Raw genomic sequence first — 21118 nt, 5'->3', positions numbered from 1 at the left:
CATATATGGCAGAATACCAAGTAACCCGTACCAACGATTTCGACGCCATCCGTTTACGGATCGCGTCACCAGACGATATTCATGGTTGGTCTCACGGTGAAGTCACTCGACCAGAAACAATTAATTATCGTACGCAAAAACCTGAAAAAGATGGTTTGTTCTGTGAAAAGATTTTCGGACCATCCAAAGATTGGGAATGCTATTGTGGTAAATATAAAAAAATTCGCTACAAAGGCATCGTCTGTGATAAATGTGGTGTTGAAGTGACTCGTTCCATCGTCCGGCGCGAACGCATGGGTCACATTGATTTATGTGCCCCCGTTTCCCATATTTGGTTTTTACGCGGTGTCCCATCCAAAATTGGTTTAATTTTAGATCTTTCCGTGCAATCACTGGAGAAAGTTATCTATTTTGCGAACTTTATCATTTCTGATGTTAATGAAGATTTAAAAGTTCAAACCATTGAGCAGATTGATGTTGAAGCTGAACAAAAACGTAAAGCGATTAAAGCCGATAATGCCCGAGTTTTAGCGCAATTGAAACAGCAAAAAGACGAAGCGGTGGCTAAAGAAACGGCACCGAGTAAACAACTCAAAGTCGCCGATAAGTTTGAAGCTGAATTGGTTAATGTCTCCATCATGCGCGACGAAAAGTTGAAAGATTTAGATGAAGCCGTCGATATGGCCAAGAAAGAATTGCGTGATTTAAAACCGATGCAAATTATTTCTGAAACAAAATATCAAGATTTGTCTTTGAAGTATGGCCATTTATTTGAAGCCAGTATCGGAGCCGAAGCGATTCATGAATTACTGAAGCGAGTTAATTTAGATAAGATGATTGCCGAGTTAGATGAAGACATGAAGACAGTGTCAAAAAATCAGGCTTTACGCATCATTCGCCGGCTGAAACTGGTGAAAAATCTAAAAAAGAACAACATTATTCCGAGCTCGATGATCATGACAACCGTGCCGATCATTCCACCAGATTTGCGCCCGATGGTGCAACTTGATGGTGGTCGATTTGCTGCCTCAGATTTGAATGATTTGTATCGCCGGGTGATTAACCGCAATAATCGTTTGAAACGGTTAAAAGAATTGAATGCACCAGAAGTAATTCAACGGAACGAGAAACGGATGCTGCAAGAAGCCGTTGATGCTTTAATTGATAATGGTGCCCGTCATGGTAAAACTGTCACCGCCGCCACTGGTCAAAAACGCATGTTGAAATCTTTGGCCGACATGTTGAAGGGTAAACAAGGTCGGTTCCGGCAGAACTTGCTCGGTAAACGAGTCGATTACTCCGGCCGGTCTGTCATTGTGGTGGGTCCACATTTGAAATTAAACCAATGTGGTTTACCAAAACGCATGGCCTTGGAATTATTCCGACCGTTTGTGATTTCAAAACTAATTGAACGTGAGTACGTTTATAATGTGCGCAGTGCTAATCGGTTCATTGAAGCCGGTCGTTCCGAAGTGTGGGATATCTTAGAAGAGATTACTAAAACTTCATATGTGTTGCTCAATCGGGCGCCAACCTTACATCGGCTGGGTATTCAAGCTTTTCAACCAGTGTTGATTGAAGGTAAAGCCATTCAAATTCATCCGTTAGTTTGTACCGCGTTCAATGCTGACTTTGATGGTGACCAAATGGCTGTGCATGTCCCTTTAACGAGTGAAGCCAGAGAAGAAGCCGCCACGTTAATGTTATCAACCAAGAACTTACTTAAACCAGCCACGGGTGAACCAGTTGTAACACCTTCACAGGATATTGTCTTGGGTTGTTACTTCATGACATTGCTCCGCGATACCACCAAAGGTAAGAAACTTTACTTTGCAGATTATGATGAAGTGTTGTTAGCCTACCAAACTGATCGCATTGAGTTACAAACCCGCGTCTGGCTGAAAGTGGAAGGTAAATTACTCGAAACATCGGCCGGTCGAATCTTGTTTAATCAATTATTGCCCACTGACTTTGGTTATGTAAACATATTGATCGACAAGAAAGAATTAAAAAACATCATTGCTCGTGTCTTTGCTCTGTTCGGTGATGATCGTACCGTACAATTAATTGATGATATTAAAGATCGAGCGATTGAGTATGTCACAAAATCTGGTTTAAGTTGGGGCATGGACGACACTCCGGTTCTACCTCAGAAGAAAGAAATAATGGCCAAAGCTCAGGCTCAGGTCGACGAAGTGTTGAATCAATATGAAACCGGTTTACTGACCGATGATGAACGCCGGGTAAGAGTCATTGAAATTTGGACCAGAGTCAAAAATGAAATTCAAGGTTTTTGTCAAAATGCGCTTGATGAAAATAGTTCCGCCTTTGCTATGATTGATTCAGGGGCGCGTGGTTCCTGGGGACAATTAACCCAGATGATGGGCATGAAAGGTTTAGTGATTAACTCATCTGGTGAAACCATCGAGTTGCCAGTGCGCTCCTCATTTAAAGAAGGTTTCGATGTATTGGAATACTTCATCTCTACGCATGGGGCTCGTAAAGGTTTGACAGATACTGCTTTACGTACGGCTAACGCTGGTTATTTAACACGGCGGTTAATTGATGTAGCTCAAGATGTTATCACTCGTGAGTATGATTGCGGCACCAAACAAGGTCGCGAGATGACAGTAGCTAATAGTGAAGAGATGGGCTTAACACTATCCAGCCGGATGTTGGGTCGTGTGGTAGCTGAAGACGTGAAAGATGGTAAAACCGTGATTGTAAAAAAGAACGAATTGGTGGTTGAAAAACATTTACCACTCTTAGAAAAAGCTAAATTGCAGTCAGTTAAATTACGTTCAGTGCTGACTTGTGAAACGCAGCGTGGTTGTTGTCAATTATGTTATGGCTATGATCTTGGTCATAATCGTTTGGTTGATGTTGGTACAGCTGTAGGTATTATTGCTGCTCAGTCCATTGGTGAACCTGGTACGCAGTTGACCATGCGGACTTTCCATACTGGTGGTGTGGCCGGTGGTGATATTACTCAAGGTTTACCACGCGTGGAAGAATTGTTTGAAGCCAGACCAATTAAACGCAAAGCTGTTTTGTCTGATGTTGATGGCAAGATTGATGATATTATCGAAACCGGTAAACAAAAAATTATCACCATCAAAGCAGTGCGTAATACCAAAGAAGTTTATCGTCGCACCAAAACCATGAAAGTTAAAGTGACCGATAGTCAAAAAGTACAAGTGGGTGATGTGGTTGCGGAGAAATCTGGTAAACCGGTGTTAGCGCAGAGTGCCGGTGCAGTAACTTTAACCGATCGAGAAATTCAGATCTTCAGTGAACAAGAACAAGTGGCCGAAATGCCCGTACCAGTCGGATACAGTATTTGGGTTAAACCAGGTGATCTAGTAGTACGTGGCCAACAACTCTGTGAAGGCAATCTTGATTTACAGGAATTATATGCCTTACGTGGTCGAGAATCGGTGGAACAATATATTGCTAAAGAGATTCAATATATTTATTCTTCTCAGGGTCAAAAATTAAATGATAAACACGTCGAAATTATTGTTCGATCAATGTTCTCTCGCTTCCGTGTGGTTGAAGCGGGTGATTCCGATTTGGTGGCCGGAGATATTGTCACGCGGGATATTGCTTTAGAAGCAGCCATTGAAGTGAAGAAGACAAATGGTAAAGCTCCGGAAGTAGAAAATATTCTACTCGGTATTACCAAAGCATCATTATCGACTGATAGTTTCTTATCCGCGGCTTCGTTTCAAGAAACCGCTCGGGTGTTGATTGACGCAGCTGTCACTGGAAAAGTCGATTATCTACGTGGTTTAAAAGAAAATGTGATTATTGGTAAATTAATTCCAGTTGGTACCGGGTATGGTGTAGATCACAAAGCCATGGCGGCCAAGATTGATGCCGAAGAGAAACAAATTAGAGAGAAACGTGCCGCCAAATCGCGTGAACGTCGTGAAGCCGAAATGACTGCTGAACTAGCATGATTCATCCACACGCTGATCGCTACATCTGGCAAACCAGTCGGGCGATACCGCGGAGTGTCTTGCTTGATCGCATACCGTTCTTAGTGACGGCTAATCAGGCCAATCAATTAACCTATCAAAAACACGTTTCTGTTTTGGTTGAAGGAGATACGATTACAAAAGTGTTACCGGCCGCGCAGGCTAAGCAGTATCGAACTAAAGTTGATTTAATCTACGATGCGGCTTTGCGGGGTGGGGTAGTGGTACTGCCGGGGTTTGTTAATGCCCACGCCCACCCGCCGATGTATTTGTTGCGCTCTACTACACTGTTAAAAGATCATCAAGCTACGACAGAAGAAGCTCTAGTTTATGCACGCAAAGTTGAACGGGCAATGACTTTGGCCGATCAAACTATTTCTGCCTTAGGCGATTTTACCGAGCAACAAAAGTTTGGTACCACCACAGTCTTGTCGCATTATCATACGCCGATCGCCACCACCACCGCAGCCAAACAAGCTTACATTCGTTTGGTTGATGCTATCAGTGTGGCCAGTAAAACTGATCCGTCGGCTAGTATCGCTAAAGCCGCGCAAGCCTTGCGCAAACATGATCCTTTATTGACGCATGGTATTACAATTCATACTTTAGAGCGCATGACACTACCCGAGTTGATCGAACTTCGGCGCTGGTTTGTGAAACATCCAAAATTGATTCTCACTATTCATTGCGGTGAAACGCAAACCGAAGTTGAGGCTGTGATTCAAAAACACCAGATGCGCCCGGTTGAAGTTTTAGCCAAAGCCAAATTGCTCTCACCCCGCTTAGTATTATCACACGCCGTACATTTCACCATTGATGAGATTAAACTATTGGCGAAATATCAAGTGGGTATCGCACATTTACCAACTTCGAACCGGTTACATAAATCTGGACAGTTTCAGTATGGTAATTTTCAGATTGCTGGGTTGGGTAAAAAATTAGCCCTAGGAACAGATAGCGTGATTTCAAAAAGTCGCTTAGATTTAGTTTCAGAAGCGTTTCAAAGTAAATTGATGCATCAAGATTCGCAGCACCCAGCAACGTTTGAGGAGTTGTTTTTGATGCTAACCAATCAAGGAGCCGATGTTGTGGGGTTAGGCAAAACGGTTGGTAAAATCTTACCTGGCTATAAAGCGGATATGACTTTTTGGAAACTGAAAGATCGTATGTTTGTACCGTTCGATCCAATGCAACCAGAAACCTTATTGGGTAATTTCATCACCCACGGTGGTTATACCGCCCGTGATGTCATGGTGAATGGCCGGTTTGTGATTAGTGGGCGCAGACACAATTTAGTCAATGAAAGTGAATTACTCACTCAATTAGAAGATCATCATCAAGCCTTACGTAAACGCGTAAAGTTGTGATCAATTACCCGTTCAGCGTATAATTCGGCGCATCGGACATGTAGGACAAACTATGGGGGTGACTTTCTTTTATACCAGCATTAGTGATGCGCACAAATTGGGCGCGTTCATGTAATTGTGTAATCGTTTCGGCACCACAGTAACCCATACCGGCGCGTAAGCCGCCCAGTAATTGATAGATCACAGCATCAGCTGGACCTTTATATTTTACCTTACCAACAATGCCTTCTGGTACTAATTTTTTTGTTTCTATCACGGACTCTTGTAAATATCGATCTTTGCTACCCAGTTCCATCGCTTCTAATGAACCCATGCCTCTATAAGATTTCATTTTAATACCGTTTTCGATTACTACTTCACCGGGAGCTTCATCAGTGCCGGCTAAAGCGCCACCCATCATGACAGCACTAGCTCCGGCGGCTAAGGCTTTAACAATATCTCCAGAATAACGAATGCCACCATCAGCAATAATTGGTATACCCGCCCAGTTGGCTTCTTTGGCACATAACATAATAGCCGTCAGTTGTGGTACACCAATACCGGCGACAATACGCGTAGTACAAATTGAACCGGGCCCAATGCCAACTTTAACCCCATCAGCCCCGGCTTTAATCAAATCTTTCGTGGCTTCAGCGGTGGCGACATTTCCACCAATCACTTGTATTTGTGGGTAGGTTTTTTTTAAATACCGCACCATGTCTAAAACACCTTTGGAATGGCCATGAGCACTATCTACAATTAGCACATCAACTCGGGCTGCGACTAAAGCCTCAGCGCGATGCATGGCTTTTTCTCCAACACTGACAGCAGCACCGGCTAATAAACCAGCTTGTTTGACTGCCTGAACTTGGGCAACTTGTTGCTCTTCCGGCATATTCTTATGAATGATACCTAAACCACCTTGTTTACCCATGGTTATGGCCATAGTAGTTTCAGTGACAGTATCCATTGGGGAAGATAATAATGGGATATCTAGCCGGATTTTTTTGGTCAGTTGTGTCCCTAATTGTACATCACGAGGCAACACCTCAGATTTTTGTGGAATCAATAAAACATCATCAAAGGTTAAGGCGAGTGGAAAGTTTAATAAATCATGCATATATTAAGAGCCAGTATAGGTAAGTTTACAGTCCACGTCAAGTGTGATATGAAAAGAGACACATGGCGATCATTGTTGACGGTCACACTATTGCTAAAAAAATATATCAGCGGATTAAACATCAAGTGCCGCTTTTGGTGCAACGTGGCATTCAACCTAAGTTGGGAGTGATTTTAGTGGGTAATGACAAACCATCACTCACTTATGTGCGTAAGAAAGGCGAATCGGCTACTGGTTGTGGGGTGGATTTCATTTTAATGCATCTACCGAGCCAAATTACCACGGCGCAATTGATTAATGAAGTGAAATCTTTACAACAGCCGCACTATAATCTAACCGGCTTAATTGTACAATTACCCTTACCGCGCCAGATTAATACCGGTAAAGTGCTAGAAAGTATTAACCCGAGCATTGACGTTGATTGTTTAACGCAAACCAATTTAGGTAAGCTGATCACCGGTAGTTATTGGATCGAACCACCTACACCAGGTGCTATCTTGGAGATTTTACGGCATCATCATGTGCCACTGGTCGGGAAAAAAGTTGTCATGATTGGTGCCGGTAGTCTGGTGGGTCGGCCACTGACCAATATGTTAATGCATGAACAAGCGACGGTGTCCGTTTTGAATCGATCAACCCAAAAACTAGCCGATTATACCAAAACCGCCGACATCATTATTACCGGCGTGGGTAAGAAGGGGTTATTAACTGGCCGCATGATAAAACCAGGCGCTGTCGTAATTGATGCGGGAGTGTCTTTTGTTGGTAAAAAAATGTCTGGTGATATTGATTTTACATCTGTGTCAAAACGAGCTAGTATAGTCACTCCGACACCCGGTGGGGTTGGACCACTGACAGTGGCTAAATTGATCGAAAACACAGTAAAATGTGCTATTAAACGAGCTAAATAATTCTATGTCCAAACGTATCTTAAAAGCACAGGCGATTATGGTGGTCGGTGCACAGTGGGGGGATGAAGGTAAAGGAAAAGTAATTGATTTCTTAGCTCCGACCGTAGATTACGTGGTGCGCTTTCAAGGTGGAAATAATGCTGGGCACACAGTAGTGGTCGATGGCGTCGTCCATAAATTACACCTGTTACCATCCGGTGTGTTGTATGCCAAGAAAAGAATTGTGTTAGGTAACGGCATGGTGATTGACCCAGAAGTATTATTATCAGAATTAGATAATTTTGAAACTAAGGGTTTTAAATTAAATTTGCTCATTTCCGAACGGGCACATGTTATTTTCCCGTTCCACATTATTATGGATGGCATGATCGATGATTATAAAGGTGTTTTAGGGGCCGGTACTACACGTCGTGGTATTGGGCCGGCCTATGCCGACAAAGCCGAACGGTTTGGTATTCGCATGGTTGATCTGCTCAATAAAAAAATCTTCCGTGAAAAGTTTGATCAGCTCTTTGAATTAAAAAAGAACACCCTGCAAAAATTATATCAGCAACGTATTCCACTGCACAAAGAAACTATCTTTCAAACCTATTATAAATTCGGTCAACGTCTTAAACCTTATATTGGCGATGTGTCATTAGAAGTGAACCGAGCCTTGGATTCTGGTAAACGAATTTTATTTGAAGGAGCCCAAGGTACATTATTAGATAACGATCATGGTGCTTATCCCCATACGACTTCATCCAACACAATTGCCGGAGCCGTTTGTACTGGAGTAGGTATTGGCCCCACTAAAATTGATGAGATTATTGGAGTAGTTAAAGCGTATTTATCGCGCGTCGGGTCTGGCCCCGTACCAACCGAAGCTAAGGGTAGTATGGGAGATTATCTGCGAGAACGCGGCCAGGAATATGGTACCACCACTGGGCGGCCACGGCGCTGTGGTTGGATCGATTTGGTACAATTAAATTATGCCGCCCGAATCAATGGGCTAACCAGTTTAGCGGTTACTAAAATAGATGTCTTAGGTGGTTTAAAAAATATTCCAGTAGCTATAAAGTATCGCTATAAATCATCTCTGCTTACTGAGTTGCCAGCCGATTTAGAAGTGATGCGGCATTGTCGGCCGGTGTATAAAGCCTTACCTGGCTGGAAAAATCTCACTGACGCGGATTTCACTACTATTATTACCCATGGTTATAAAGCCTTGCCTAAACACATGAAAGATTATCTGGCTTTTATTGCCGATCAGGTTAACACACCGGTCAGTTTGGTATCAGTGGGAGCCGAACGTAAAGCCACTATCCAAGTTCCATAATATTATGTCCGAACCGAAGTTAGATTTATCTACTTTATCCGATCAACAGATAGAAGCTCTTTTGGCACAATATAAAATTGGCTTAACTGTCACTGAGGCTAAGGCGGTACAAGACGTCATTTTAAAGCGCGTCCCAACTTTAACCGAGTTGATTGCTTTTGGCATTGAAGGCAGTGAACACACGTCTTATCGGTCGAGCCGAAAATATTTGAGCAATTTTTATACCAAAGGTCCGCATGTTGTGATCGGTCCGGGGGAAGATGCTGGTGCCGTGTGGATTGATCGAGTAAATGATATTGATTACACCATTGTGGTGGGGCATGAATCCCATAACCATCCATCTCAGGTGGTGCCGTATGAAGGAGCCGCCACGGGAATTGGTGGCTTAGTACGTGATGTGTTGTGTATGGGAGCAAAAGTAGTGGCCGTGGCTGATCCGTTACGGTTTGGTGATATCTATCTCAATAAAAATAAATGGGTGGCACACGGTGTGATAGCTGGTATCGGCGGTTACGGTAACCCCTTAGGCATTCCAAATCTAGCCGGGGACACATTTTTCAATGAATCATTTAATAGTAATTGTTTAGTCAATGTGGTGGTGCTGGGTACAGCCGCTCAGGCCGATTTAATTCATTCCCGTGCCCCCCTTAAGGCTGAAGGTTATAATTTTATTCTTGTCGGTAAACCAACCGACCACAGTGGGTTTGGTGGCGCCGCCTTTTCTTCAACCGAATTAAAAACAGCCAACGCCGCTGCTAATAAAAGTGCTGTGCAAGAACCCAATGCCTTCTTAGAGCGGCATATTCTTAGTTCAACCTACGATCTGTTCCGTATCCTAAAAGACCAAAATCTATTAAGCGAAGTTGGTTTTAAAGATTTAGGCGCCGGTGGGTTATTGTGTGCCTCAGTTGAGTTAGCTGAAGGCGGTGGTTATGGTGCCAAGCTTGATTTAGATAAAGTGCCAGTCGGAGAAGATGATTTAACGGCCGCTGTCATACTAATGGCGGAAACTCAAGAACGATTAATGTGGGTAGCTTCACCTAAAGCCACGGCAGTGATTCTGAAACATTATAATGAAACATGGGACTTACCTAAGGTGTCTAATGGCGCGCAAGCCGCTGTGGTGGGCATTGTCCAAGCCGGTAATTACACAGCCTCATATCACGGCGAAGTAGTGTTAGATGCCAAACCATCAGATATCACAGCCGGTCTACGTTATGACCGTGAGTTAACACCAAAAAAATATTCTGGCAAAGAACCAAAACTTGATTATGGTGATCTCACTGCGTTAGCATTGCGCGTGTTAGCTCATCCAGCGGTCGCCTGTAAAAAACCGGTGTATGAGCATTATGATAAAAATGTGCAAGGCTTAGTAGAAATAGAAGCGGGTATGGCCGACGCTGGAGTGATAGCACCCTTAGTTGAGTATGGTTCACAAGTTGGCGTGGCTTTAAGTGTGGATGGTAATCCACGCTATGGAAAAATTTCACCGTATTGGCAAGGGGTTAATGCTGTAGTGGAAAGTATGCGCAATGTTGCCTGTGTTGGGGCTACGCCGTGGTGTTTAACGGATTGTTTAAATTATGGTAACCCAGAAAAGCCAGAACAGATGTGGGAATTTGTCGAAGGGGTGCGCGGTGTAGCCGAAGCGGCGCGCGCCATTCATGTGAAAGGTTACGAACAAGCACCCGTACCCATCGTATCTGGCAATGTGTCTTTATATAATCAAGCGGAAGATCAAGCCATTAATCCATCGGCCATCGTCGGTTGTTTTGGTCGTCTAGCCGATGTCACCACCGCGATTACACCAGATTTTATTCAACCCGGTAATATGATTTGTTTAATCGGTGAACGCAAAGATGAACTCGGTGGCTCGGTCTTATATGAATTATTTCATGAATATGGTGCCAATGTCCCGCAACCGGATTTTAAACAAGTTGATCAGGAAATTAATTTTATCACTGATGTGATTGAACAAGGTTTAGTGCAAACTTGTCATGATATCAGCGATGGCGGCTTGCTCGTGACTTTAGCCGAGATGTGTTTTGGTGGCCGAGGTGAACTTAGAACCGGTATAAAAATTGATTTACAAACCGTGCCAGGGCAAGATTTAACTGTTGTGCAGAAATTGTTTAGCGAAACCGGTGGGTTTGTGATAGAAGTAGACCCCCAAGTGTTACTGGCCGTGCAACGTCATGCGCAAAACTTCCATATCACAGTAACACCGCTTGGTACGATCAGTGCTGATGAACAATTTATCATCACTGATGGAGCCAAAGAAGTTATCACACAGTCGGTGACAACTTTAGCCGAAACCTGGTTAAATGGTTTAAGAAACGTTTTATAAAAAAATAATTATTGTTTTATTATTATGGCAATCACATATAAAGAATCAGGCGTTAATGTTGAACTCGGCGATGCAGCCGTACAGAGAATAATTCCGCATGTGAAAACCACTTTCACTCCAAGGGTTTTAACTGGTTTAGGTTTGTTCGGTTCACTTTATGAAATAACCGATTTGGTAAAAGACTATAAAGAACCGGTGTTAGTACAAAGTATCGATGGTGTTGGTACCAAAATGGCTATCGCCGGTATGATGAATATGTACGATCAAGCGGGCCGTGATATGGTAGCGCATAGTTGTAATGATGTGTTGTGTCAGGGGGCTAAACCACTCACCTTTTTAGATTATGTCGCCACTGCCAAATTAGAACCTGACATACTGGAAGATTTAGTCAGAGGTATGTCGGAAGAATGTGCTCAGTATGGTATGTCTTTAGTGGGCGGTGAAACAGCGGAGATGCCCGGTACATACACCGAAGGCGAGTGGGATCTAGCTGGCGCTGTGTTGGGCGTGGTGGAAAAATCTAAAATTATTGATGGCAGTAAAATTCAAGTGGGTGATGCCTTAATTGGTTTAGGTTCAGAAGGTTTACACACCAACGGTTATTCATTAGCCCGCAAAGTATTTTTTGATATTAAAAAATTTACCGTGCGCGACGTCATGGCGGAATTACCACAATCAGTGGGTGCGTTATTAATGAAACCACATAAAAATTACACCAAACATGTGCTACCGATTTTAGATAAATATGAGGTGCATGGTTTGGCGCATATTACCGGTGGTGGGTTGATAAAAAATATTCCCAGAATTTTACCAGCGCATTGTTCAGCGCAAATAACCAAAGGCAGTTGGGAAATATTACCGATTTTTGAAGCGATTCAGCAATTTGGTGAGGTACCAGAAGATGATATGTATGTCACCTTAAATATGGGCATTGGTATGGTGGTGGTGGTTCCAGCCGCACACCGTGATCAAATATTAGCTGAGTTTAAAGCCCAAGCTGATTTAAAGACGTATTTAATTGGTGAAGTTATTGCCGGTAAAAAAGACGTATGTTTCGTGTAGCCATTATTTTATTTCCCGGTACAAACTGTGAAAATGAGACACGGCGCTCTTTAGTTAATGCTGGTTTAGAAGCAGATTTTGTTCGCTGGAACGAAGTAGCTAAATTAGCTGGTGGCTATGATGCCTATGTTTTACCAGGTGGCTTTGCTTATGAAGATCGTGGTCGGGCTGGCATCATTGCGGCGTTGGATCCGATCATGGAACATATTAAACAGGCGGCGGCGCAAGGTAAACCAGTGATTGGTATTTGTAATGGTTGCCAGGTGTTGGTCGAAACTGGTTTGATTCCTGGCTTAGCCAACAATGCTTTAGCCGGTGCTGTCGCCATCAATACACGGGTGAAAGGTGGGCAAATTATCGGCACGGGTTTTTATCACGATACGGTCAACATACAAAATGTGGCACCCCAAGGCCGCAGTTGTGTGACCACGAATTTAGCCGCTGGTGCGGTGATACCGGCAACGGTAGCCAATGGTGAAGGTCGATTTTTATTTCCACCAGCTTTATTAGCCGAGCTTGAGCAACATAATCAGATTTTATTTAAGTATTGCACCAGTGCGGGTGAAATTATAAATGAATTTCCCACTACACCCAATGGTGCCATGTGGGGGATTGCTGGTTTTTGTAATCCAGCCGGAAATGTGGTGGCGTATATGCCACACCCGGAACGGCTCGAACGCGGTGGCGAATCTTTATTTACTAACTTGCGTGCCTGGTTAGAACAAACCCCACCCCAAGAACCATATCAATTAACTTACCAACCACCGCAGACTGAGATTGCACCGTATCAATCGGGTAATAATTCCTTCCAAATGTTGGTTGATCTAATCATCACCGACAATGCGGCCAAAACCATTGAGTTAGCTCTTAACCAAAAAGGTTATGCTGTCAGTGTTAGTCGCAAAACTCATTATGAGGTTTGGCATGATGATACCGTGACAGATAATTCTAGTTTAATAACCACTTTAGTTGACAGTGGTGAATTATTAAACACCTCTAAAGAACGTTACACAACACAAGCTGCGACTAATCCTCATACTGTATCTTTCTTAGTTCGATACGCCGAAGATTTTGAAGGTAAAACTATAGCTGAAACATTACAGACTCGATTTGGTTTAACTAGTGTTAAGCATATCGATAAAGGGATTGTTTGGGAATTAACTTTTACTGAACCTGATTTAACCAAACGCATGCAGTTGGCGACCAATATTCTTAATACGCACATATTGTTTAATCCCTTTTCACAAACCTGTCACATCATTGTATGATTGATACTAAAAAAATCCACGATCAATTATCTCATTGTCTCACCAGTACTAATTTTACTGAATTATTTGGTAATAAATCAGTAAAAAAATATCAAGGTAAAGTGAGAGACACCTATGATTTAGGTGATAAATTATTATTAATAACCACCGATCGACAATCGGCTTTTGATCGGGTGCTGGCGGCCATTCCATTTAAGGGGCAAGTGTTGAATCAAATTACGCAATTTTGGTTTGACCAAACCACAGATATTGTACCGAATCATCAATTGGCCGTACCTGACCCAAATGCCATGTTGGCTAAAAAATGTACTGTCTTTCCGATTGAGTTTGTGGTGCGCGGCTTCCTATCTGGTGTGACCAGCACGTCAGCTTGGGTGGCCTATAGTAAAGGTGAACGAAATTTTTGTGGGAACATTTTACCCGATGGCATGGTCAAAAATCAACCCTTTGTTCAACCGATTATTACCCCTTGTACCAAAAGTGATGTGCATGATGAAAATATTTCTCCAGCTGAAATTGTCTCTCATGGTTTAATGACTCAAGCGGATTGGGATTACTGTGCTGATGTAGCTTTAAAATTATTTGCCCGCGGACAAACCATTACCAATCAACATGGTTTAACTTTAGTTGATACTAAATACGAGTTTGGCAAACTGCCAGATGGTACCATAATTTTAATTGATGAAATCCACACACCAGATTCATCGCGTTTCTGGTTAGCCGGCACCAATGAGCATATCGATAAAGAATTTTTACGCTTATGGTTTGTCGAACACTGCGATCCTTATAAAGATAAAGTTTTACCAGACGCTCCGGAAGAGTTGGTGATAGAATTATCATCACGTTATATTAAGCTATATGAGATGATAACGGGTAAAGAATTTATGTATCCAGATAGCTATGTTCCTGTAGAGACGCGATTGATTGCAGCTCTACAATTTGACAATCCCGTCAAATTGTAATAAACTTATCCTGAACAGCACAGTGTCGTGCCTGCTACACAATTAACGACATTTTATATGGTGATATTTATGCAATCCAGAGCTAAAAGGCTCTTGTTTTTGTTTATAGGCAGTTTGGTTATCATGGCGTTACAGGCTCAATCCGTAGCCGCAGAATACGCAGGCCCGGAGCTTAAAATCCCATTACCGTCAACGGACACTTGGTGTGTGAATACCGCCGTCAATGACTCAGGTGATTGGTATCACACGGATGAAGGAGAAAATTATGCTGGTGGCTATTATTCAGTTGATTTTGACGATAATATCGGAACAACTTGCAGCGACAGTGACCTTGAGGAGGATGTTAATTTATTGGCGGCAGCCAGTGGCACAGTCACACATGCTACCAACGAGGCTGTGGAGGGAGTATGCACAGAGAGAGGAATCAACTGCTACGTTGCCATCGACCATGGCAACGGTTATACCACATGGTATATGCATATGAAGAGCGGATCCGTGACCGTCAGTAAAGGCGACACGGTACAGCAAGGTCAGTTACTTGGTCTAATGGGTACTACTGGGCCAAGTACCGGAGAACATCTCCATTTTCAAGTGCTTTATAACGGCAAGAGTAAGTCGACCACCGAAGAGTTGAATAGGATCACTTTGGAAGGAATATTGATGGAGGATTATCAGGTTGGCCAATCTTATACTTCCAGTAATGAGGAATTAGGCACATGCGATTTGCCTGACTGGCTTTCTACATTCGTCGCTTCCGATTCTACTTCAACAAATAACCCTGATTTATCAGCGACCTATTTAAATGAAGATGATTCTAGTACGTCTATACTTCAAGTAGAAGTATCGATTGGATACGACTACAGTAATGGAGGCACAGAAGGGACATTTACAGTTAGTAAAGAAGATGGCTCTATATTTTCAACATCTGGTACCATGTATCTGCAAGTCGGCAGTTATGAATCCTATGGCACATCGCATGACGAAGCTGATATCGCATCGTATGTCAGTACAGGTGCAACTTTGACCGAAAACTTTAATAATTACTGCTCAGATAGTTATCCTAAGGAATATTATATACGGTATGAATCGGCTGACAGCGATGGTGACGGTAATAGTGACGGTTATGCGGTAGTTGGGCCAATCACTATAACTGAAATGGGAATGTGCACAGATAGTGGAACATGTCTGGGCTCCACATTAGTAGAGTCTAGGGACGAGGACAGTGATAGTCTCACAAACGGATTAGAATTGAACGATTACGGTACCGATCCAATGGATAATGATACTGATGGAGACGGATTAAATGATGGGGATGAAGTTAATACATATCTAACTGATCCGTTTGATTCCGATACAGATAGCGACGAACTGATGGATGGAATCGAGGTTGGTGACACCGGTACAGATCCCAACGATGATGACTCTGATGACGATGGCATATTGGACGGCCATGAAGAAATTGGTAGTACTGGTTCCGGTTCAACCTGTACTGATCCAGACGATTCAGACTGTGATGGCTTAAGTGACACCACAGAAATAGCCATTGCTACAGACCCTTACGACAGTGATACGGACAATGATGGTTTAACCGATGGTTGGGAAGTATCTCATGGCGAAGATCCGCATTCGGCCGATGGAGATGGTGATGGGTTGTTGGATGGTGAAGAGATAGAGTTAGGCACTATGACCGGTTATTACGATTCCGATTATGATGGTTTGTGGGACGGAGCAGAGCTTAATGATTACAACACTGATCCGCTTGATACCGACAGTGATGACGATACTTTAGAAGACGGCGATGAAGTAGATGCCGGTACCGACCCAGCCGATGCCGATAGTGATGATGACGGTATTAATGATGGTGTAGATGCCTATCCGTTATTACCAGCCGGTGAAATTGAAGCCATTTTAGAGGCAACTGGTAGTGCCACCAATTATGGAGCAAAAATTGCGATTGATGGTGATGTAGTTGTAGTGAGTTCGATCCGGGATGATCCTACCGATACCTGGGGATCATTTCCAGATTTAGGCAGTGTCTTTGTCTATCGCTGGGACGGTAGCCAATGGAATAACGAAGCGGAATTAACCGGTGATGATACTTATGATTTTGGTCATTCCATTGCGCTGGATAATGATCTGTTAATAATTGGTGGAGATTCTAGAAGTGATTATCATTATGGGGCCGTTTATGTATATCGGTATGATGGTACTACCTGGAACGAGGAAACAACTTTAACACCCAGTACTGCGCAAATTAATAATGGTTTTGGCTATACAGTTGCCGTTGCTGGTGATTTTGTAGCAGTGGGTGCAAACGGATATACGGGTGATTATTATTATAATAACCATGGCTATATTAATGTGGGCGCAGTTTATACCTTCCATTATAACGGTAGCACTTGGAACCAATCCACCCAGATGGTTGGTACCGATACTAACTATGATCGAATTTTGGAAACGGATTTAACTAATCCGACTATATCATTAAGCGGCGATGTGTTGGTCATTGGTGACCAGAATTACAATGCTGACGGCAATGATGATGAAGAGGGTGGTGCCTACGTTTACCGTTGGAACGGTTCCAGCTGGGTACTAGAAACTACATTGACGGCTAGTGATGGTGGCCCAATGGATTCGTTTGGTGCTGCTGTAACGGTTGAAGATGATGTGGTTGCGGTCGGTGCACCAGGCGATGGTTATGATACTGGTGTCTCATCTGGCTCGGCTTATGTATACAACTGGAATGGCAGCACTTGGAATGAGACCGAGAAACTGACTGCCAGCAACCAGGCGGATTATGATTATTTTGGATCAACCTTGGATATCAGCGATGAATTCATGGTGATTGGTTCACCTTCGGCAGTGTCTGGTATGCTGGATATCGGCAAAACGTATACCTTTCGCTGGGATGGCGTTGCCTGGACGGAGGAAGAAGAGTTGACTGCTAGTGATTCTGGCGATGCCGATTACTACGGTAAACCGGTAGCCGTCAGCGGCGAACTGGTATTAGTCAGCACTGGTGGCGGTGGTGAAGCGGTATATATCTATTCGCGTCCTGATCCAGATGATGATAATGATGGTTTAAGCGATAGAGATGAAGCTACTTATGGTACAGACCCATTGAATCCAGATTCAGATGGAGATACCTTAGAAGATGGTTGGGAAGTAACGGCCGGTATCAGTCCAACTGATACGGATAGTGATAACGATACTCTGGCGGATAATTATGAAGTTGCGGTTGGTACTAATCCGGGTGCGGCTGATGAAGATGATGATGGATTAATAGATCCTGACGAATTAACTATTGGAACCAGTAGTGCTGATGCCGACAGTGACGATGATGGTATTAATGATGGGGATGAAGTACATATATATTTATCTGACCCATTAGATGCCGACAGTGACGATGATGGATTAACTGATGGTGCAGAAGTGACTGTCGGTGAATCCCTCGGTCAATTTACTGGTGACGCCGATAATGATTCATTTGGTAGTGCCGTGGCGGTAGCAGGAAACATTGCCTTAGTTGGGGCTTCGGCTGATGGTTCGGCTTACGTTTATCGTAATAACGGATCAGCCTGGAACCGCGAATCAAGGTTGACGGCTAGTGATGGTGGCGGAGTAGATTTATTTGGCAACGCCGTAGCCATTGACGGTGATGTGGCCGTAGTAGGTGCCCAATGGGCCGATGGCAATGTCACAGATGCCGGTGCTGTTTATGTTTATCGTTACAATGGTTCAAGTTGGGTACAAGAAGCTAAATTGATAGCCAGCAACGGTGGTACTTCATATGACAACTTCGGCAATGATGTAGCGATACAGGGTGATACCATTGCAGTGGGTGGACCGCATAATCGTGGTAGTGTGGCTCATGGTGGTGCTGTATATATTTATAAATGGAATGGATCTAGTTGGAATGAAACTCAAATTTTGACCTTGGCAGATAATAGTACTTATGGATATTTTGGTGATGATGTGGCCATGGATGGAAATTACTTAGTGGTAGGTGCGATTGATGATTATTGGAATTCTGGAGCCGCTTATGTGTATCGCTACAATGGTATTGAATGGGCAGAACAAGCCACGCTCACACCAAGTGATGGGCGAGTATCAGGTAATAATGTTGCTATTGATGATGATGTGGTTGTAGTCGGTGCAACTGGATCGGCGATGGTGTATCGGCGGAGTGGTACTACTTGGGAAGAGCAAGCTATTCTGACTGCTGGTGATGGAGTGATTAATAATCAATATGGTAGTGCCGTCGCCGTAACGGGTAGTACAGTTATAGTTGGATCACCGTATAGTACCAATGATGGTGAAACCGACAATGGTGACTCAGCTTACGTTTATCGTTATGATGGTACATGGACAGAGACAACTAAGCTTATATCGGGTGATGCTGGTGGCGCCGATAGTTTTGGTTCGGCTGTAGCTGCAGCTGGCAACCAAACAGTGGTTGGAGCGCAATCGGATGATGATTCTGGAGTGGGATCTGGCTCGGTGTTTTGGTATGATATCACTGCCCCAACCTATCCAGTAGCAGCTGACACTGATGGAGATAATATTACTGACGCAGCAGAAATTAGTGCCGGAACAGATCCGACCAACATTGATACTGATAATGATTTATTAACTGATGATGTCGATCTAGCACCACTCGTAGCCTTGGATTCTGATAGTGACGGGGTGTCTAATGGTGACGATTCTTGCCCGAGCACAACGTTACCATTAGATGCAGGAGATATTATTAATGAGTATGGTTGTGCCGTACCGTCAGTGGATACTGATAACGACGGCGTAGGTGATTTTGAAGATCTCTGCCCAGACACCAGCCCTTTGGCTGGTACGGATACAGTGGCTAGCACTGGTTGTGCTTTGTCACAGACCGATACCGATCATGATAGTTTAATGGATTATTATGAAACTATTATTTACGGATCAGACGTTAACGATAGTGATAGTGATGATGATGGTTTAAATGATTATGACGAGGTAATAGAATTTAACACCAATCCAATCGATGCCGATACGGATGATGATGGCATGGCCGATAATGTGGAATTAGGTGGTGGAACCAGAAGTGAAGTCTACGCCAGTGATGGTAACTCTGACGATTACTTTGGTTCAACTGTAGCCTTAAGCGGTGATGTCTTTGTAGTCGGAGCGGCTTCACACACAGGAGGTGGAGCCGCCTATGTTTATCGTTTTGATGGATCAACCTGGCATCAGGAAGCAAAATTAACCGGCAGTGATGTCACTTCGGGAGACTACTTTGGCTACACCGTGGCTATCAGTGGCGATGTGATTGTGATTGGAGCACATCAGCATAACATTTCCGGAGCCGCTTATGTGTATCGTTATAACGGCTCAAGTTGGAGTCAGGAAACCAAACTCACCGCCAGTGACCGCAGCGGGTGGAGTGATTATTATGGCATATCCGTGGCGGTGGATGATAATACTATTGTCATTGGAGCTCAACCAAGACATAGTAATAACACCGGCACAGCTGGAGCCGCTTATGTGTATCACTATAATGGTTCAAGTTGGAGCCAACAAACTAAATTAATACCGAGTGATGGAGTAGACAGTGACTACTTTGGCGGAGCAGTCTCGGTTAATGCCGAAACTATTCTAGTGGGAGCGTATGGTCACGAAGTGGCCGGCTTATTTTATGCTGGTGCTGCCTATATCTACCGTTACGATGGTTTAAGCTGGAACGAGGTAGCACAATTAACCGCCAGCAACAATCGTGTTACTGCATATTACGGCTCAGCCGTATCTATTTCGGGTGATGTGGCTTTAGTTGGTACGGGAAATCGTGATGCAGCTTACATCTATCGTTACGATGGTTCTACTTGGAATGAAGAAAGTATTTTTGCAGAACCTGGTATGGGGTTTGGTACAACTGTTGCAGTGGATGGCGATTTAGCTTTAGTGGGTGCGTATCAAAATTATTTAGGGACTAGTGCTGGTTCGGCTCATCTCTATCATTATGCTGATTCCAATTGGGTTGAACAAACTGAGTTGACCGCCCGAGATGGTCGCACAATGGATAATTATGGTTATGCCGTATCACTTGATGGCACCACTGCCGTGATGGGTGCTCAGCGTGATGATGATAATGGTACCGATGCAGGTTCAGCCTATGTGCGCACCGTAGTTTATTATGCTAATGCAACAGATCCAACCGATGATGGTATTGATGATATAGCGCCAGTTATTACTGTGCTTGATTCTAATCCAGTTACTATTGAATATGGATCTGTTTATACTGACGCCGGAGCCACCGCCTTAGATGATGTTGATGGAACAATCGCAGTATTGTCAGATGCCAGTAGTATCACAACAACAACATTAGGCATGCAAACTGTTACTTATACGGCCACTGATTTATCCCAAAATACCAGTTCAGCCACGCGCACAGTCAATGTTGTAGATACAACTGCTCCAACTATTACTCTCACTGGAGATAATCCACTGACGTTAACTCAGGGAGATACGTATGTCGAATCCGGTTATATTACCACTGATGCTGCTGATGCAACTCCTGTAGTAATAATTACTGGATCAGTTGATACTACTGCGGTTGGTTCTTATACTCTAACCTATACTGCGACTGATGATGCAAATAATTCTAATTCAAGCACTCGTATTGTAAATGTTATTGCCGCTTCGGTGATTGTACCAACACCAGAGCCAACACCAGAGCCAACACCAGAGCCAACACCAGAGCCAACACCAGAGCCAACACCAGAGCCAACACCAGAGCCAACACCAGAGCCAACACCAGAGCCAACACCAGAG

General features: G+C 43.6%; 10 protein-coding genes. 9 read left to right on the top strand and 1 reads right to left on the bottom strand.

The genetic code is table 11. The features are described 5' to 3' along the window. The first annotated feature begins 5 nt into the window (after positions 1 to 5). Positions 6 to 3962, top strand: coding sequence for a DNA-directed RNA polymerase subunit beta' (gene rpoC, locus WCV88_05055; protein MFA6475535.1), 3957 nt, complete (start codon positions 6 to 8; stop codon positions 3960 to 3962). Continuing rightward, positions 3959 to 5347, top strand: coding sequence for an amidohydrolase family protein (locus tag WCV88_05050; GenBank protein ID MFA6475534.1), 1389 nt, complete (start codon positions 3959 to 3961; stop codon positions 5345 to 5347). Before rpoC ends, WCV88_05050 begins: the two co-directional genes overlap by 4 nt. Before the next feature lie 4 nt (positions 5348 to 5351). Here the strand turns inward: WCV88_05050 and WCV88_05045 are convergent, their stop codons facing one another. Further along, entirely contained in the window at positions 5352 to 6446 is a 1095-nt protein-coding gene (locus WCV88_05045) for an IMP dehydrogenase (GenBank protein MFA6475533.1), read from the bottom strand. A 62-nt stretch (positions 6447 to 6508) separates the two neighbouring features. Here WCV88_05045 and WCV88_05040 point away from each other — a divergent pair, with 62 nt between their 5' ends. The 7 genes from WCV88_05040 to WCV88_05010 form a co-directional block, all read left to right on the top strand. Beyond that, the gene (locus WCV88_05040) at positions 6509 to 7357 is read left to right on the top strand and encodes a bifunctional 5,10-methylenetetrahydrofolate dehydrogenase/5,10-methenyltetrahydrofolate cyclohydrolase (GenBank protein MFA6475532.1); all 849 of its coding nucleotides are present in this window, start codon (positions 6509 to 6511) and stop codon (positions 7355 to 7357) included. A 4-nt stretch (positions 7358 to 7361) separates the two neighbouring features. Continuing rightward, complete coding sequence (locus tag WCV88_05035; GenBank protein ID MFA6475531.1) at positions 7362 to 8675, top strand: adenylosuccinate synthase; 1314 nt, start codon at positions 7362 to 7364, stop codon at positions 8673 to 8675. Between the two features lie 4 nt (positions 8676 to 8679). Next, on the top strand, positions 8680 to 11022 hold the full coding sequence (gene purL / locus WCV88_05030; GenBank protein MFA6475530.1) for a phosphoribosylformylglycinamidine synthase subunit PurL: 2343 nt from the start codon (positions 8680 to 8682) through the stop codon (positions 11020 to 11022). A gap of 24 nt (positions 11023 to 11046) precedes the next feature. After that, positions 11047 to 12084, top strand: coding sequence for a phosphoribosylformylglycinamidine cyclo-ligase (gene purM / locus WCV88_05025; GenBank protein MFA6475529.1), 1038 nt, complete (start codon positions 11047 to 11049; stop codon positions 12082 to 12084). Next, entirely contained in the window at positions 12072 to 13352 is a 1281-nt protein-coding gene (purQ, locus tag WCV88_05020) for a phosphoribosylformylglycinamidine synthase I (GenBank protein ID MFA6475528.1), read from the top strand. Before purM ends, purQ begins: the two co-directional genes overlap by 13 nt. Then, positions 13349 to 14314: a phosphoribosylaminoimidazolesuccinocarboxamide synthase gene (locus tag WCV88_05015; protein MFA6475527.1), complete on the top strand. Its 966-nt coding sequence runs from the start codon at positions 13349 to 13351 to the stop codon at positions 14312 to 14314. The genes purQ and WCV88_05015 overlap by 4 nt, the downstream gene beginning before the upstream one ends. 57 nt (positions 14315 to 14371) lie before the next feature. Continuing rightward, positions 14372 to 21118, top strand: a 6747-nt coding sequence (locus WCV88_05010) for an immunoglobulin-like domain-containing protein (protein MFA6475526.1), incomplete at its 3' end; no start/stop codon positions are given.

It is taken from the genome of Patescibacteria group bacterium (assembly GCA_041665365.1).
GTDB lineage: Bacteria > Patescibacteriota > Patescibacteriia > UBA9570 > UBA9570 > UBA9570.
The sequence above is the reverse complement of the archived record's forward strand: the minus strand, read 5'-3'. Positions and strand labels throughout refer to the sequence as shown.